The sequence below is a fragment of the Candidatus Bathyarchaeota archaeon genome, assembly GCA_026014465.1.
Lineage (GTDB): Archaea > Thermoproteota > Bathyarchaeia > Bathyarchaeales > Bathycorpusculaceae > JADGNF01.
The window spans coordinates 985,205-1,003,154 of record JAOZID010000010.1 but is presented as its reverse complement, the minus strand read 5'-3'; the positions used below and the strand labels follow the sequence as shown (position 1 = coordinate 1,003,154).

12 protein-coding genes are annotated in these 17,950 nt (G+C 49.2%); all 12 read left to right on the top strand.

Annotated elements, in window-relative coordinates:
* Nucleotides 1-37 precede the first annotated feature (37 nt).
* Complete coding sequence (locus NWF04_07290; GenBank protein ID MCW4006380.1) at nt 38-2,218, top strand: serine/threonine protein kinase; 2,181 nt, start codon at nt 38-40, stop codon at nt 2,216-2,218.
* Nucleotides 2,219-2,794 carry an FHA domain-containing protein gene (locus tag NWF04_07285; GenBank protein ID MCW4006379.1) on the top strand — a complete coding sequence of 192 codons (576 nt, stop codon included), beginning with the start codon at nt 2,219-2,221 and terminating at the stop codon, nt 2,792-2,794.
* 150 nt (nt 2,795-2,944) lie between these two features.
* Entirely contained in the window at nt 2,945-4,984 is a 2,040-nt protein-coding gene (locus tag NWF04_07280; GenBank protein ID MCW4006378.1) for a putative cobaltochelatase, read from the top strand.
* Between the two features lie 17 nt (nt 4,985-5,001).
* Entirely contained in the window at nt 5,002-7,182 is a 2,181-nt protein-coding gene (locus NWF04_07275) for an ABC transporter substrate-binding protein (protein MCW4006377.1), read from the top strand.
* Nucleotides 7,179-8,255, top strand: coding sequence for an iron ABC transporter permease (locus NWF04_07270; GenBank protein ID MCW4006376.1), 1,077 nt, complete (start codon nt 7,179-7,181; stop codon nt 8,253-8,255). Before NWF04_07275 ends, NWF04_07270 begins: the two co-directional genes overlap by 4 nt.
* Nucleotides 8,252-9,076, top strand: a complete 825-nt coding sequence (locus NWF04_07265) for an ABC transporter ATP-binding protein (GenBank protein MCW4006375.1) — start codon at nt 8,252-8,254, stop codon at nt 9,074-9,076. The genes NWF04_07270 and NWF04_07265 overlap by 4 nt, the downstream gene beginning before the upstream one ends.
* Before the next feature lie 20 nt (nt 9,077-9,096).
* The gene (cobN, locus tag NWF04_07260) at nt 9,097-12,867 is read left to right on the top strand and encodes a cobaltochelatase subunit CobN (GenBank protein ID MCW4006374.1); all 3,771 of its coding nucleotides are present in this window, start codon (nt 9,097-9,099) and stop codon (nt 12,865-12,867) included.
* A complete protein-coding gene (locus NWF04_07255) occupies nt 12,864-13,601 on the top strand; it encodes an adenosylcobinamide amidohydrolase (GenBank protein ID MCW4006373.1) in 738 nt (245 codons plus the stop codon). Before cobN ends, NWF04_07255 begins: the two co-directional genes overlap by 4 nt.
* A gap of 75 nt (nt 13,602-13,676) precedes the next feature.
* Nucleotides 13,677-14,537: an ATP-binding cassette domain-containing protein gene (locus NWF04_07250; GenBank protein MCW4006372.1), complete on the top strand. Its 861-nt coding sequence runs from the start codon at nt 13,677-13,679 to the stop codon at nt 14,535-14,537.
* On the top strand, nt 14,537-15,286 hold the full coding sequence (locus NWF04_07245) for an ABC transporter permease (GenBank protein MCW4006371.1): 750 nt from the start codon (nt 14,537-14,539) through the stop codon (nt 15,284-15,286). Before NWF04_07250 ends, NWF04_07245 begins: the two co-directional genes overlap by 1 nt.
* A 368-nt stretch (nt 15,287-15,654) precedes the next feature.
* On the top strand, nt 15,655-16,869 hold the full coding sequence (locus tag NWF04_07240; protein ID MCW4006370.1) for an ABC transporter substrate-binding protein: 1,215 nt from the start codon (nt 15,655-15,657) through the stop codon (nt 16,867-16,869).
* Nucleotides 16,866-17,942, top strand: coding sequence for an iron ABC transporter permease (locus NWF04_07235; protein MCW4006369.1), 1,077 nt, complete (start codon nt 16,866-16,868; stop codon nt 17,940-17,942). Before NWF04_07240 ends, NWF04_07235 begins: the two co-directional genes overlap by 4 nt.
* The last annotated feature ends 8 nt before the right edge of the window (nt 17,943-17,950 follow it).

Below are 17,950 nucleotides of genomic sequence, written 5' to 3'. Positions count from 1 at the left end.
AGCTTTGTAACAGAGTATTATCATCTGGGGTGTGTTCATGAGGAGCATCAGCATTCAAGTTTTAGCGCAGGAGTTGAATGTCGATGAATCCGCAGTTTACGAAGAAATTCCCCAAGTAATCAAGCAACTCCAAAACGAAAACGTCGGCAACCACTACTTTGTAAGCAACGGCGTTGAAAAAGGCCAATCTGCCAAAATAGTCGTTGTAGAAAAAAAGGATGTGGAGTACCTTTCAGGTGGGCAGGGAACGCTTGGCTTGTTGGATCTGGTGGCTCATTTTGGGTTTCCCGCTAAGGATGTGAACTGGCTTCTTTTGGAGATGCTAAACCACGGGGTCATCGAAAAATCCTTGCATGATTACTACACCAACGTCAAAGACAAACCCCATGTGAAAGCATGGTTTGAACCCCAAAAAGTCACTGTCGGACAAAAAGCAACCCTAAATATCGAGATAACTTGTCCCTGCAAGATTTCTGACCCTAAAATCGAGGCGACGTTGCCTTTGGGTCTTGAGCTTGAAGAAGAACCCAAACTGCCCCACAAGCTTTACGGCGGAAAATTCACAGGCAAATACCAGTACCACTCGAACATGCATGGGAACCTGTCTGTGGGGGTTGGTTTGGGTGGAGCAGTTAACGGCTTAGACTTAGATCCGCAGGTTAATACTTGGGCGGTTTTGGAGGTTGCGCCGCTGTCTCCTAAGCTGGTGGTGGTAAACGAAAACCGCAGCTACGAAGCCTACTATCAAGAACCCTTCAGGCTAGTTCTTGACGTGTGTAATCAGGGCTTGGGGGCGGCTCAAAACACCGAACTCAAAGGTCTCGAACGCCACCCAACCTTCGAAGTGCTGGAGCCAACAAAAATTGGAAACGTCGCCGCGCATGGCAGCGTCAAATTCAAAATCAGCCTCAAACCCAAAAAAAGCGGAACCCACAACCTTAGCGACCTCACCTTGTACTACGAAGACCTCTTAGGCAACCCTCTAAACAGCCCCCTCCCCAAAACCGACATAACAGTCACAACCCCCCAACCCAACCTCAAAGTAGACCTGCTCATCCCACAAGCCGTAGCACAAAAAAAGGTGTTCTCCCTAACCGTGAAAATCTCCAACATCGGAGAAGGCGACGCGAAAAACGTGCGTTTTGCCCTGCCCCTTGACCCCGCAGTCATACAGTCTGGGCTTGTGGACTGTAACATACCGCGGCTTAAAAGCGACGAAACCGAGGAATTTTTGTTGCGGCTGCGGGCTCCTGAAACTTCCGAGCTGGTTGTTCCCGATTTTGATGTGGAGATGCAAGATGTTGAAGGAACGGCTTTGACGGAGCGGATTTTTGGTTTTGCAGTCCCTATTCGTGAGGGCGGCGAAGGCACCAGTAGCTCTAAAAAGCGTGCAGGTTGGCCGTTTAGGGTTAACCGCGTTATTGGTGGACAGTACCGTATTGTTGAGGAGGTTGGTGAGGGCGGTTTTGCCAAAGTTTACCGTGTGCGGCGTTCCAAGTTTCGTGAAGAGTTGGCGCTTAAGGCTCTTAAAGCAGAGTTTGTGACTAACCCCTCTGTGGTTGAGCGCTTCATTGAAGAAGCAAAGCTGACTAGCGATTTGCGAGAAGATCACATCGTAAGCGTACGCCAAGTAGACATAGAAGACCAAGGCGACCTCGAATACCCCTACATCATAATGGAGCACCTCAACGGCGGCACCCTAAGCAGCATACTCGCGTTAGGCGAACCCCTAGACCTTCTAAAATGCACCGAAATCATGAACGATTTATGCCTTGCCCTCTCATACGCCCACCAACACGGCACCATACACTTCGACGTCAAACCCTCCAACGTATTCTACGACAACAAAAAGAAACTCTGGAAACTAGGCGACTTCGGATTAGCAAAAGCCATCACGTTAGGCAACGTAGCAGCGCCGCGGGGCAGTTTACCCTACATGGCACCTGAAATGCGCGAAGGAAAAGGATCCTCAAAAAGTGACATCTACTCGCTGGGGCAAGTTTTCCGCGAAATCCTCACGGGAACTCTTAATGGTGATTTGCAGCGCCTGCAAAAATCCTATGGCAACCAAGCACGCGAAGAACTCAAGGTGTACATTGAACTTATCGGCTACATGCTAAGTCCTGACCCTGCAGAGCGACCCAGCATCCGCGACTTACTTAGCGTCTTTAGCGCCTCAAAAACAAAACCCGCAATAACAAAAAGGAAGCCTGCATAGATGTCTAACGGGTTTTTTTTAACCGAAAAACAGGTTAAATGCGAAAACTGCGGCGGCACCATAAAACTTCCATGCACCACAGGTAGCGCCATTTTGACCTGCGAGTTTTGCAAATCCATCTACGAATACAACCCCACTGTTCAGGTACAGACGAAACTGTTTTTTGAAGATGAAGCAAAAACCCCGTTTGAATACCTGTTGACTGCGGGGGTGGTGATTGGGCGCGAATCAAAAAGCCCCTTTGTTATGATTCAAAGCGATGTGGACCCTTCGCTTAAGCAGAATCTTTGCATCCGAAATCCCTTCGTCTCCCGTGTTCCTCATGTTAGGATAAGAGTGGTTGATTGCGTTAACGTTTTTTCTTGTGGGGAATCTAAACGGTTGCTTTTGAAGAATCAGTGCACTGTGGAGGACTGTAACAGCACTAACGGAACCGCCGTTAACAACTGCCTGCTAAAACCCTGCCAGCAACAAACCCTAAAAGACGGCGACAAAATAACCCTAGCTCCCAACAGCAAACTCCCCCTCAACATACACTTCAAGGAAACCATCCCCCACAAAACCTCCCCCTCTTAGCTTGGTTTTCACAGTTTCAGAACTGCTTTCTGGTTTTACGGCTGGCTTGTTTGGCACTGTAATTTTTGTTCAACTGGTTGTTAATTTTGGTTAAACTAACGTTTATATAATTTCTTGGATAATCCAACCACTCAAGAGATGAATGGATAAATGAAATGGAGAAACCGAGCGGTGTTTCCCTTTAGCGCCATCGTTGGTCAAGACAAGATGAAGCTTGCTCTTATGCTTAACGTGATTAACCCCAAAATCGGCGGTGTTTTGCTTAGGGGCGAGAAGGGAACAGGGAAGTCTTTGGCGGTTAGGGCTTTAGCTAATCTTTTGCCTGAGGTTAGTGTTGTTTCTGATTGTCCGTTTCACTGTGACCCCCAGCGTCCAAAAGAGCTCTGCAACACATGCAGCGCTAAAGTAGCCGCTGGTGAAGTGCTCACCGTTTCCAAACGCCCTGTATCCGTAGTCGACCTGCCCGTAGGCGCAACCGAAGACCGCCTCGTAGGCACCCTAGACATAGAAAAAGCCATCAAAACAGGCGAAAAACGCTTCGAAGCAGGTATACTCGCCGAAGCCAACCAAAACATCCTATACATCGACGAAGTAAACTTGCTCGACGACCACCTAGTTGACGTTCTCCTTGACGCCGCCGCCATGGGCGTAAACTACGTCGAACGCGAAGGCGTCTCTTTCATGCACCCCTCCCAATTCGTGCTAGTCGGCACCATGAACCCCGAAGAAGGCGAACTTCGACCCCAACTCCTAGACCGCTTCGCATTATCCGTTGAGGTCAAAGGCATCCCATATCGAGAAGCACGAGCCGAAATCGTCAGGCGACGCATAGCTTTCGAAGCCGACCCCACAGGTTTTATTGACGCCCAACAAGACGCCCAAGAAGAAATCCGCCGCAAAATCATCGCAGCAACCAAACTGCTACCCCAAGTAACGTTAAGCGATGAAATGCTTGACCTAATCACTCTTATCTGCACTGAATTTGCCGTGGACGGACACCGCGCCGACATCACCATTTACAAAACCGCCTGTACCATAGCTGCGTTCAAAGGACGCACCCAAGTCACCGAAGAAGACGTTAAAGAAGCCGCCGAATTAGCCCTAGCCCACCGCAGACGCCGCCAACCTTTCGAGGAACCCAAGCTGGAGCAGCAAAAACTCCAAGAAACCATGCAGAAATGGAACGAAAACAAAAACCAAAACAACAACCCGCCCCAACAGCAGCCACCTCCGCCCCCTCAAGACGACTCTTCTCCCGATAATCAACCTGAAGACAAGAAGCAGCCTGAATCCAACCAAGCTGATGCCCACGAGCAGGTCTTCGAAGCCGACGCGCCCTACATGGTAAAGCCTTTGTCTACGCCTGTTTTGGATGAGGTTGAACGTAAAGGTGCAGGTCGCAGGTCTAAGAGTATAAGCAACTCCCGGACGGGCCGGTACGTGGATAGTGCAGTTCCCAAGGGGGCTTTTTCGGATTTGGCTTTTGATGCGACTTTGCGGGCGGCAGCGCCTTTTCAGTGTCAACGTCGCCAAGAAACTAATAGCCAAAACGCTTTGCTTATCCAGAAGTCGGATTTGCGCGAGAAAGTTCGAGAACGTAAAGTTGGCAGCTTGATTATGTTTGTGGTAGACGCGAGTGGTTCAATGGCGGCAGAGGAACGTATGGTCGCCACGAAGGGCGCGGTTTTGTCTTTGCTGCTTGATGCGTATCAGCGTCGTGACCGTGTGGGTATGGTTGTTTTCAGAAGAGACCGTGCAGAGCTGGTGCTTCCTCCAACCAACAGCGTCGAGCTTGCACAACGGTTCTTGTCGGGGTTGCCTACTGGCGGACGCACTCCCCTAGCTCACGGGCTATCTTTAGGGCTGGAAGCAATTCATGATTACCTCAAGCGTGACAAGGAAGCAATTCCCCTGTTGGCTCTAGTTTCTGACGGACGTGCAAATGTGCCTCTTAGTGGCGGTGACCCCGTGGAGGAAGCCAAGTTGATGGCTCGTGAAATCGGTTTTGAAGGGGTCAAATCAATTGCTATAGATACTGAGCGTGGTTTTCTCACGTTTGGGCTTGTAAAGCAGATATGCGACGAAATGAAAGGGCGCTACCTACGGCTAGAAGAACTCAGCGCTGCCCCCATAGCCTCAGCAGTGCGCGACAACCTGTGTTACAGTCCAGAACTCACTTGGAACAACTAACCAAGGAGGTGAAAAACATGAAAAAACAAACCACAATTCTATCCATCGTCCTCATCGCATTAATCGCCTCCTCTTCTGCCTACGGAGCCTACACCCTCCTTAACGCAACACCCTCACCCTCCCCATCACCCTCAGCAACTCCCACCCCCACACCAACTGCTACACCAACAGCCACTCCAACGCTGACCCCAACATCCACTCCAACGCTGACCCCAACATCCACCTCCACCTCTACGCCTACACCAACTGTAACTGCGACGCCTACGCCAACCGCTACTCCCACCCCGACACCCACAGCAACTCCAACGCCAACGCCCGAACCTGAAGTCATTACCATAGTTGACACGACTGGTGTTTCTATGGAGTTGACTTTGCCTGTGACTCGTATAGTTTCGATTATCGGAACTGACATTATCTGTGCTTTGGGTGGGGAGGACAAAATTGTAGGCCGCGCAGATTTGACCACGGATGAGGCAGCTATTGTGCCTTCTTCTGTGTTGGAGGTGCCTGTAGTTGCAGAGACCTCGTTTAGCGTTAACTTGGAGTTAGTTTTGGAGCAAGAGCCAGAGTTGGTGATTGCAAGTGAAGGCTTAGACGATGACATCGAGCAGACCCTGCGCAACGCTGGTATACCCGTTATGATTGAAATGTCCATGGCGCCCCGACGAAACACCTTCATACAAAACTTGGGCACAATCTTGGAAGCCCAAGAAACAGCCGCTACCCTCATAGACTTTGAAATGTACTACGAAAACCTCGTGGTAGAACGCGTTGCAAACTTGACTCGCGAAGAAAAACCCCTTGTCTTCTTTGAATGGTATCAGCCATGGTTTAGCACTGGTCCAAACTCTACCTACGATGAAATGATACTAACCGCAGGCGGAGTAAACATTGCTGAAAACGCTACCGCTGAAAACCCGCCGTTGAGTGCTGAATTTGTTGTTGAAGCAAACCCCGACGTAGTTATTCGAATGCTCACGTACATGGACGGAGAGGAGTACAGTGACTTCCAAACTCTAAGAACCGACATCATGGGACGCGCTGGAATGGATGAAGTCAAAGCCATCCAAGACGGCGAAGTCTACGTCATAAAAAACACCGCTTTCGTAGCTAGACGAGCAATTGGCTTGCTCTACTTAGCTAAATGGTTCCACCCCACACTGTTCGCAGACATCAACCCTGCTCAAGTGCATACCGAGATGATACAGGAATTCTACGGCGTAGACATAGAAGGCACATTCGCATACCCCGAAATCATCACTGTTACTGACGGCGCTGGAGACCAAATGACTCTGCAACTTCCCGTAGAAAGTATCGTTAGCATAAACTCGGGCTTAACAGAGATTCTCTGTGGCTTGGGCTGTGAAGACCGCATCGTTGGACGCGACACCTCTTCTACTTTGCCGCCTTCTGTACTTGCAATTCCCGCTGTTGCCGAAAACTCTTACCTGCCAAACGTGGAACTGATTTTGGAGCTTGAACCCGACGTAGTCTTCGCAGATTCCATGCTATCCTACAACGAAGTTTACCTAAACCAGCTTCGAGACGCAGGTATACCCGTTTTCGTAGCTGACCCCTCTGACCCTGAACCCTCCCAACACTCCAACGAAACTATAGTTGACTTTAGCTGCAAACTCGTAACCAACATCGCTTCCGTAGTTGGCAGCCAAGAAATCGCCGAGGAATACGTTGCGTACGTGCAGTACTACAACGAGCTAGTCAAGGAGCGCATTGCAACTTTGACTCCTGAACAGCGACCCCGAGTCATGCTCGAATGGTACGAAGCATACAACACTTTCGTCACGCCCGGCTTAGACCAGGCAGGCGGAGTAAACATTGCCGAAAACCAAACTGAATACGCCCCCGTGCTAAGCGCAGAATTCGTGATAGAACAAAACCCCGAAGTTATCATCTACATGATAAGCAGCCTAACACACACCGAAGAAGACTTCCAAGTTGCACGTGACTCAATCCTGACCCGACCTGCACTAAACGAAGTCGACGCCATAGTTAACGAGAGGGTCTACATCTGCGATTGGGTCGCTAGAGGTGGATTCCGCTGCGCAGTCGGTTACCTCTACTGGGCACAATGGTGTCAGCCCGACCTCTTTGCCGATATAGACCCCGATGCCATAAACGCTGAAGTAAATCAAAAGTTTTTCGGGACACACGTTGAAGGAGTGTTCGTTTACCCATGAGCACCGCTGCAGAACTAAAACAGCTCTACACCAAAGGCAAGAAACGCAAAGTCCTTGCCATATTCTCCATTTTTCTTGCATTAATCATAGCATTTATCGTTTCAATTAGCCTTGGCGCTGGTTCCCCTGGATTTAACGAAGCCATGGGCGTTATGTTTTCAAAGCTTTTTCCCTCAGCGGGTTTTGATGCGGGAACCCGATTAACCCAAACCATCATCTTGGATTTACGGCTCCCCCGTATCGTCTTAGCCATGATTGCAGGCGCAGGTCTTGCAGCTTCAGGCGCTACCATGCAAGGAGTACTAAGAAACCCCCTTGTGTCCTCGTATATTTTGGGAATTTCTTCTGCAGCGGGATTTGGAGCCGCTTTAGCTATCGTTTTTGGAATAGGAGTAATCTCCGCGTATGGTGGTTACTTGATTATTGCTAATGCTTTCCTGTTTAGCATGCTTGCTATGGTGCTTGTTTACGGCATTGCCCGTCTGCGTGGTATAACAACTGAGACCGTTATTCTTGCAGGTGTAGCGGTTAGTTACTTGTTTTCGGCTATGTTGTCTTTGATTCAGTATGTTGCGCCTGAGCATGAAGCTGTGCGGGCGGTGGTGTTTTGGCTTATGGGGGGGCTTAACTCGGCTACTTGGCAAAACATCATGATTATGTTGCCTATTGTGGTGTTGACGGTGGTTTTAATGATTCAGCAATCATGGAACATCAATGTCATGAGCATGGGCGAATCTGTAGCTGTTAGCTTAGGCGTAAACTCTAGACAGGTTCTAGCTGTAACCCTGATCTTGGGAACTTTAGCCACAGCCGCAGTCATATCCTTCACGGGCGTTATCGGGTTTGTCTGTTTGGTTTCTCCGCATCTTGCGCGGATGCTAATTGGAAGCGACCATCGCTTTCTTATTCCCTGTAGCCTTGTTGTTGGGGCTGCTTTGCTTTTGTGCTCTGATACAGTAGGCAGACTGATTCTTGCGCCTGCTGAGTTGCCCGTGGGTATTGTAACTTCCCTTTTGGGTGTCCCGTTCTTCATTTATATGTTATTAAGTAAAAGGAGGCAAAGTTGGAGATGAATCTAACTATAAACAAGTTGTCGTTTAGCTACGCAAGTGTTCCAATTCTTAAGGATTTGGAGCTTTTTGTGGAGCCAGGCGAAGTATTAAGCATTGTAGGTCCAAACGGCTCAGGCAAAAGCACCCTGCTCAAATGCATAAACCGTATCCTAAAACCTAAAGAAAACTCTGTTCTTATCGACGGCGAAGACTGCAGCAAAATCAAACTCAAAGAACTATCCAAACTCATGGGGTACGTTCCGCAAAGCTCAACTAGCACTTTTCCTTTCACCGTTTTTGATGTTGTTCTCATGGGGCGTCGACCCTACGTCAACTGGAGCCTAAGCGACCGCGACACCGAAATCGTAGCCGAAATGCTAGACTATCTAGGCATTGGCGAGTTAGCTATGCGCCACTTCAATGAACTTAGCGGCGGTGAACAACAAAAAGTCATCATAGCCCGAGCCCTAGCCCAGCAACCCAAAGTGATGCTGCTTGACGAACCCACAAGCTCACTTGACGTACGCCACCAACTCGAAATCCTATGCATACTTCGAAGCTTAACCCAACAAGGCGACCGCTCCGTAATCGTCACAATGCACGACCTAAACCTAGCCTGCCGCTTCTCAGACCGAATGGTAATGATCAAACACGGCAAAATCTTTGCATGCGGAACCCCCCAAGAAGTCATAAACGAACCAAACATCGAACAAGTCTACGGCATCAAATCCAAAGTCTCATGCTCCTTCATGGGCATCCCCCAAATCACGCCGCTAATCTCGGGACTCAACAAACTCAAAGGCAACGTCATGCCCGTAGAATTCGCCAAACAGCACGCCTAAACGGTGACGGTGAAGCAAAAATGCGCCCGCTTAAACTAGCCTTAGCCACCACCATACCCACAGATGCTCTTCCTTTCATATCTGCCCTTGACGCAGTAAACAAACGCTTTGGCAAAGAAGTGGCAACCGCAAGGATTTGGAGCGGCGGCACCTTTCAAGACTTTGGCGCCCTAGACGAATTCATACAGTTCGCTAAAACCACCGACATAACCCTTGTGCATCTGATGGGTGATTTGCCAGACTTTGACACGCTGGTCTCCTCGCTTAAAACCGTGGGTGCCCCCATTTTAATTACGGGCTCTTTTTTTGCGCAAAACAAAAAATACCGCGAGCTTTCCACGGTTGAAGAAGAAGACTACCAAAAAGCCTTCAGGTACCTTAACTACGGCGGAAAAAAGAACTTCGAAAACCTCCTACTGTACCTGTCTAACCGTTTTGTTGGCACCAGCTACGATTTTGATGTTGCTTCTTCGCCTGTATGGGAAGGCATTTATCATCCTGATTTTGAAGACGTGCCAAGCCTTGATGAATACCTGCAAGCAAAAGTTCAGCCCAACCGCTTAACCGTAGGCATCTGGTTCCATCAAAGCCAATGGCAAGGCGGCAACACAAGCTTCATCGACAGCCTAATACGCGAATTCGAAAACCAAAACGTGAATGTTCTTCCCCTGTTTTTTAGCGGCATAAAAGATGACTCCTTAGGCATCAAAGGCTTAGAATGGGTCATAGAGAACCTGTGCATGAAAAACGGCAAACCCCTAGTCGATGTCGTAGTTAGCGCCCTTGCTTTTACTTTGGCTGCTTCGCCATCTTCTAAAATTGGCGCGTCGGATTTGCTAAAAAAGCTCGATGTCCCAGTGATTAAAGCCATAACCACCTGCAACACCTACGAAGAATGGCGCAGCACCCTCCAAGGCTTAAGCATCATGGACCTGCCCGCAAGCATAGCCATGCCCGAATTCGACGGCGCCCTCATAACCGTACCCATAGCCGCCATGGATTTTTCCAAAACCAACGCCCAAACAGGCACCAAAATAATTAGCTTCGAACCCATACCCGAACGCATCGCAAAAGTGGCTCGGCTAAGCATAAAATGGGGCAAACTACGCAGGCTCTCCAACAAAGAGAAGCGGGTGGCGATTATTTTCCATAATTATCCACCGCGAAACGATACTATCGGGCACGCGTTTGGGTTGGATGCTTCGGTTTCAGTTATGAACATTTTGCAGAGACTGCGAGATGAGGGTTACTTGCTCGATTACATGCCCGAGAGTAGCCAGAAGTTGATGGATGTTATTATTAACGGTTTGACTAATGACCGTCGCTGGGCAAGCAAGCAAGAGCTTGATGAACGCGCCATAGCCAAAGTCCCCAACACGCAGTACCTAAAATGGTTCGCCGAGTTGCCCCCTGACCTGCAAGAAAAGATGCTTCATGACTGGGGCGCGCCACCCGGCAACCTCTTTAGCCACAACAGCCACCTGCTCATCTCAGGCATACTCAACGGCAACATCTACATCGGACTCCAGCCCCCACGTGGCTTCCTAGAAGACCCCTCCAGCATCTACCACAGCCCTGACCTCTCAATGCCCCACCACTATTACGCCTATTATCGCTGGATACGCGACGTCTTCAAAGCAGACGTAATCATGCACATCGGAACCCACGGCTCTTTAGAGTGGCTCCCCGGCAAATCCGTAGGTCTCTCCTCTTCATGTTCTCCTGACGCCACAATTTCAGACCTGCCAAACATTTACCCCTACGTAATCACAAACCCTGGGGAGGGGACGCAGGCAAAACGGCGCAGTTACTGCTGCATTATCGAGCACTTGGTTCCTGTTATGCACAACGCTGACACGTATGAGGAACTTGCCGCGCTTGAAGTGCAACTGCAAGAGTACTACCACGCCAAAGCCGTTGACAAAGACAAAATGCCCGTTATACGAAAGCTGATTTGGGAACAAGTCGTGCAAGCTAAGCTAGACCAAGACCTCAACGTAACCGAAGAATCAGCATTTGAAGCCTTTGATGATTTCATCGAAACCCTGCACGGGTACATCCACGAAATCTCGGACGCCCAAATCCGCGACGGACTCCACATTTTAGGTGAACCCCCAACCGATACGCGCCTAGAAGAGTTTTTGGTTACCCTAACACGGCTAAGCAACGGCTCGGTTCCTTCTTTGCGTCAATCCCTTGCTGAGTTGAAGGGTTACGATTACGAGTTTTTGCTTGCCAACAAGGGCAAACTTGGTGCGGATGGAAGAACTAACGGTGATGTTCTCAAGGAGATGGGCAATTTAGCGTTTGAACTCATCCAAGCCTTCAGCGCTAAAGACTACAACAAACAAGAAATCCCCACCATAACCACGCAGGTCCTTGGCGAAACAAACGACAAAATCAGCCACTGCCTCTCCTACATTTCAGAATTTCTAGTGCCCTCACTAGCGGCAACCACCGACGAATTATCTAACACGCTATCAGGCTGCTCAGGCGGCTTTGTCCCTTCAGGCGCTTCAGGCTCCATAACCCGCGGCTTAGCAGATATTTTGCCCACGGGCAGAAACTTTTATTCTGTTGACCCGCGCGCGGTTCCGTCGCAGGCTTCTTGGCGCGTTGGCAAAGCTTTGGCGGATTCGCTGCTTGAGCGTTACTTGCAAGACGAAGGCAAATACCCCGAAAGCGTAGGCATAGTCATCTGGGCAACTGACACCATGAAAACCAAGGGCGACGACATAGCCGAAATTCTGTACCTGATGGGTGTGCGCCCTGTATGGGAGGAATCCAGTGGTCGTGTCGTAGATGTGGAAGCCATACCCCTTGACGAGCTAAAGCGCCCCCGCATCGACGTTACGGTGCGCATGAGCGGATTGTTCCGCGACACCTTCCCCAACATCGTGCACCTTATCGACCAAGCCGTACTCTTGGTTGCCTCACTCAAGGAGTCGCATCAGCAAAACTTTATCGCCAAACACGTAGAAGTCGAAGTAACCCAGAAAACCGCCGAAGGCGCAAACGCGGCGCAGGCACGTGAAGAAGCATGCTACCGCATTTTTGGCGACCGCCCTGGAGCCTACGGCTGCGGAGTTAGCGACGCCATTGACGCTAAAAACTGGAACGACCAAAAAGACCTAAGCGACATATACGTCACATGGGGCAGCTACGCCTACACCAAACAAACCTACGGCAAAGCAGTACCCGAACAGTTCCGACTGCGCCTTAGCAAAATCAACGTGACAGTGAAGAACCAGGATTCGCGCGAGTATGACATACTCGACGGCGACGACTGGTATGATGCTCATGGCGGCATGATTAACGCAGTGCGCGTTATAGGCGGCAAAGCGCCCCGTTCATTTTGCGGCGATAGCTCTGATCCTGACCGCGTCAAAGTCAGAAGCACCCAAGAGGAAACCTGCCACGTCATGCGCAGCCGCATCTTAAACCCCAAGTACATCCAAAGCGTAAAGCGCCACGGGTATCAGGGAGCTGCGGATTTTTCGCGTATTTTTGATTTTGTTGTGGGCTGGGATGCTACGGTGGAGGTGGTTGAGGACTGGATGTATGAGTCTTTGGCTAACAAGTACGCTTTGGATAAGCAGATGCAACAGTGGTTTGAGGACGTGAACCCTTGCGCGTTGCAAAATATCGTTGAGCGCTTGCTTGAAGCTATTGAACGTGACATGTGGAACGCTTCTGAGGATATGAAAAAACAGCTTCAACAACTCTACTTAGAAATTGAAGGATTGCTTGAGAGCCAAAACGAAACCAAAAACAAGGAGCAACAAAAATGAAACAAAAAAAACTAAACCTTAGTTTGGACGGCGTAAAAGCAAAAGTAGTCTACCACAACTACGACGGCTACGACCTTAACACCTTAGTTGTTGGGTTCAAAGAAAAACGCTGTGTCCTATCAACCTTGGACGGATACAAAAAAGTCAGTTACGTAGCTAACAATTACACTCCAACAAAGCTGTCGATGTGCACCATGCAAAACTACAAAGCCTTCAAACGCCGCTTGCCGCTTTCGCTGGGCATTAAACCCAAAGATGTTGCTCTTCTAAGCACGGGCGTGAACATGGATAACTTGGCGGTCTGCGAGAAATCCTACGAAGAATTCCAGGTTTGCTGTTTGGCAACTGCAGGCGCAAAAGGTAACGCACTGCGCACAGGCGTGGACGTGGCAAACTATGTAGAGCGCAACGGAAAATTCGTTGGTCCCCTTGGAACCATTAACATTTTCGTTTTGACAAATGCTCGGCTTAAAAGTGGTGCTATGGCGCGGGCGGTAATTACGGTGACGGAGGCGAAAACTGCGGCGCTTGAGGATTTGCATGTTCCAAGCACGTACACTCCTTCTGCTCAGGCAACGGGCACGGGTACTGATAACGTGGTTGTGGTTTCAGGAACTTTGGGCAAGCCTTTGCTTATAACCAGTGGACACACAAAAATCGGCGAGTTAATTGGTGCAGCAACCAAAACCGCCGTTACCCAAGCACTGAAAAACAATGACGGTATAAAAGAGTGACTTAGGAGAAAACAGAATGAGTATAAACTATAATGAACTTGACTGTAAACATCTGTATAAAATGGGGGCACAAACTTGGATGAATTTATTATAACTGACCAACTCACAAAAAACTATGGCTCCGTGAAAGCTGTTGACGGTTTAGACTTAAAAGTGCACACGGGCGAGGTTTTCGGGTTTTTGGGTCCTAACGGGGCAGGTAAAACTACTACGATTCGGGTGATGACGACTTTGACTAAGCCAACCTCTGGCAGCGTGACGATAAGCGGGTTTGATGTGGTCAAGGACGCCGACAAAGTCAAGAAAGTCATTGGGGTGGTGCAGCAGCACCTGAGTTTGGACCGTGACTTGACTGTTCGCGAAAACATGGAATTCCGTGCAAGGCTGCATCATCTTGATAAATCGGAGCGTAAACACCGCATAAGCGAATTACTCGACTACGTGGAGCTCTCTGACTGCGCAGACCGCATGGTCGACACCCTCTCAGGAGGCATGAAAAAACGCGCCGCCATAGTCAGCTCCCTCTTGCACAAACCCAAAGTGCTGTTTCTTGACGAACCCACCGTAGGCTTAGACGCTCAAGCAAGACGCCGACTCTGGGACCTAGTAAGGCGCCTAAACGCCGACGGCACCACAATCTTTCTCACCACCCACTACATCGAAGAAGCCGAAGCACTTTGTAACCGCGTAGGCATCATGCACCACGGAAAACTAATCGCCCTAGACTCACCCTTAGCGCTGCGTGAAAAACTCGGAAACATCGCCGTCGAATCCCTCATAGGCAAAGAGAGCACTTACCGCTTTTTTGCTGACCGCGCATCCGCCAACAAATACGTCCAGTCCCTGCCTGCTGAAGCCAAAACCGTAGTGATTCGCGACTCAAACCTTGAAGACGTCTTCGTCGAGTTAACAGGACAAAAAGTGGGGGGCAACTAATGTTTAGCGCTTTAGGCGATGTTTATTCGGTTTTGTGGGTTGACCTGCGAAACCTGCGTAGGCACTGGCGTCACTTGGTGGCTATTAGTTTGGTTCAGCCCATTTTGTACCTAGTAGCGTTTGGTTACGGTTTGGGACGCGGCGTTAGTTTCGAGGGCGTTAGTTATTTGGCGTTTGTTATTCCTGGTGTTGTTGCTTTGACTTCTTTTTCCACCAGTTTTAGCGGCGCGGCTTCAAAGCTTCAAGTGGACAGGTTTTTCTACAAAAGCTTTGACGAATTTTTGATGTCGCCTGTAAGCTTGTACTCCATTGTCATTGGAAAAGCCCTCATCGGCGTAGTGCGTGGCTTGATTAGTTCTTTCGCGATCTTGGCGGTTGGGTTTGTCTTGTTCCCTGAGCTTTTGATTACGCCACTGTTTTTGGTGACGTTGCTGATTTCCTGCTTCACGTTCGCATTGTTTGGCGTGCTGGTCGCGTTTGTGATAGATTCCCATCAAGGCATGAGCGCGTTTAACAGCTTGGTGATTTTACCCATGACTTTCCTGTGTGGCACCTTCTTCTCCTTAAGTGCCCTGCCCGAAATCGGCAAAGCCTTCCTGTACGCGTTGCCTCTAACCCACGCAAGTACCTGCTTACGCTCCACTGCCCTCTCACAACCCTTCCCTTGGCTATCCCTCATAGCTCTAGCGGGCTTTGGCGTAGCATTCTTCTTCGCAAGCATCTTTGTCCTCAACAAAAAAAGCGTCTAAACCCGCCAACAAAAACACCGCCCACAACACCCTCTTTCCCCCAACTTTTTTAATGCAATTCAAAAATCTGCTGCCCAGTTTGGCAGTTATGCGCTTGATTTCTGCGGTTGCTGCCTTGTTTACTCTTGTCTCGCAAAGCTTTTCTATTCAACCCTGATTTGCTTTCAATTAAACAAAATTTTATATATGTGGATGGTTAATCCAACCAAAAACAAAGTGGTAAATATGCCCTCCAAAACCCCAATTAACCACAGCCAAACCTCGCACGCCCTAAGCAAAAATCCCTGTTTACTTGCGTTATTTGCTGTGATAAACCGCTTTTGCAGTCCAACCAACATGTTCAAACAGTTATCCTTGGAGGTGAAAGAATGAATAAAATGACTCTAATCATCGCCGTAGTTATCGTAGCTGCCGCTGTAGGTGTTTCCGCCTACGGAATTTACACTCTCACCTCACCCGAAGCTTCCCCCTCGCCTTCTGCTACCCCAACCGCAACCCCCACCATGACTCCAACGCCCACACCCACTGCCACCCCAACCCCCACTCCAACTGCTACCCCCACGCCTTCAGCAACACCCACTGCTACTCCCACCCCTACCCCCACCGCTACTCCAACCCCGTCACCAACCGCAACTCCCACACCTACTCCTACGCCTAATCCAGAGATAACCTATGTTGATGCGAGAGATAATGTCTTGACCATTAATGCTTCAGCGACACGTATCGTTAGCCTTAACATGGGTATTACTGAATTGATTTGCGCTTTGGGAGCACAGGATTGTCTTGTAGGCCGTAGCTCTGGTTGTCTGTATCCACCTTCAGTTCTGGAAGTGCCTGTAGTTGGTGATTCTTCCTATTACCCCAACATGGAGTTGATAGTAGAGCAAGAACCTCAACTGCTGTTTGCTGATACCATGATTGCACGCCAAACCGACACCATCCAAATGCTTAACGACGCAGGCATCACAGTAATCATTGAACAACCAGGTAACTTTACCCGTCTGCCTGACTTTGTAGAATTGCTAGGTACCCTCACTGACAACTCCGAACAAGCTGATGAAATCATTGATTACCTGTCAGGGTATGTGGAGCTTGTGCATACTCGCGTGGCCAACCTTGATGAAACCGACAAACAGCTGGTTTACATGGAGATGTCCACTGTTTGGCGTAGCGTTACCCAAACCAGTGTGCGAAACCAATATCTAGTAGAGGCTGGTGGAATAAACATCAATGCTGACGGTGAAGGTTCTACTGTAACTCCGGAGTTCGTGGCAAGCGCCAACCCCGACGTTATAGTCCGCATGATCAGCAGCGACACCAAAGCACTATCCGACTACGAAACAGTATGGAATGAAATCATGGAACGTCCCCAACTAAGCACCGTTGACGCAGTTAAAAACGACCGCGTCTTCATCTATGACTCATCAATCTTCACAGGATTAAGGTACCCCATTGGTTTGCTCAACTGGGCAAAATGGTTCTACCCTGACCTGTTCACCGACATTGACCCCACAGCGATACATCAAGAACTCAACACGAAATTCTACGGAATAGAACTTGAAGGCGTGTATACTTACCCGTGAGTGCCGCTGCACAACTTAAACTAGCCTACACTAAAAGCAAGAAAAGAAAAATTCTTGCAATCCTCTCCATTTTTGTAATCTTCATAATAGTCCTGCTTATCTCGTTAAACTTTGGCGCTGGTGACCCAAGGCTTGGAGACGTCATCAACGTTTTTCTCTCCAAACTTTTTCCGTTCCTTAACATAGACCCTGGCTCCGAACTAACACAAAGCATCGTCATGAACATACGGCTCCCACGCATCGTCTTAGCCATAATTGCGGGTGTGGGTCTTGCCGCTTCAGGCGCAACCATGCAAGGTGCCCTGCGCAATCCTTTGGTTTCTTCATATACTTTGGGGATTTCTGCGGGGGCAGGTTTTGGTGCGGCGTTGGCTATTGTTTTTCAGCTTGGAGTTTTTTCTGGTTACTCTGGTTACGTGGTAATTGTGAACGCTTTTGTTTTCAGCTTGGTTGCTATGCTAATTGTTTTTAGTATTGGTCGTTTGCGGGGTGTGAATCCTGAGACGATTATTTTGACGGGTGTGGCTGTGAATTATTTGTTTTCGGCTTTGCTTTCGTTTATTCAGTATGTGACTCCTGAGCATGAAGCTGTGCGTTCTGTGGTTTTCTGGTTGCTGGGCAGTTTTGTTTCTTCAACTTGGACAAACGTCTTGTTTGTTTTGCCCTTTGTTGCCATAACTTCCTTTTTGATGATGCGCCAATCATGGGATCTAAACGCGTTAAGCTTAGGCGAAGAAACAGCCACCAGCGTAGGCGTCAACTCCAAACGTGTCATAAGCATCTCCATGGTCTTGGTGACCTTAGCAACCGCAAGCATAGTCGCCTTCACAGGCATCATCGGCTTCATATCCCTAGTCTCCCCCCATATAGCTCGCATGTTCATAGGCAACGACCACCGCTTCCTCATACCCTGCAGCGTCGTCTTAGGCTCCTGCCTGCTCCTGTTCTCCGACACCCTATCCCGACTCATCCTGTACCGCTCAGACATCCCCGTAGGCATCCTAACCGCCCTGCTCGGTGTTCCCTTCTTCTTGTATTTACTGCTTAGCAAACGGAGACAAAACTGGTCATGACCCCAAAA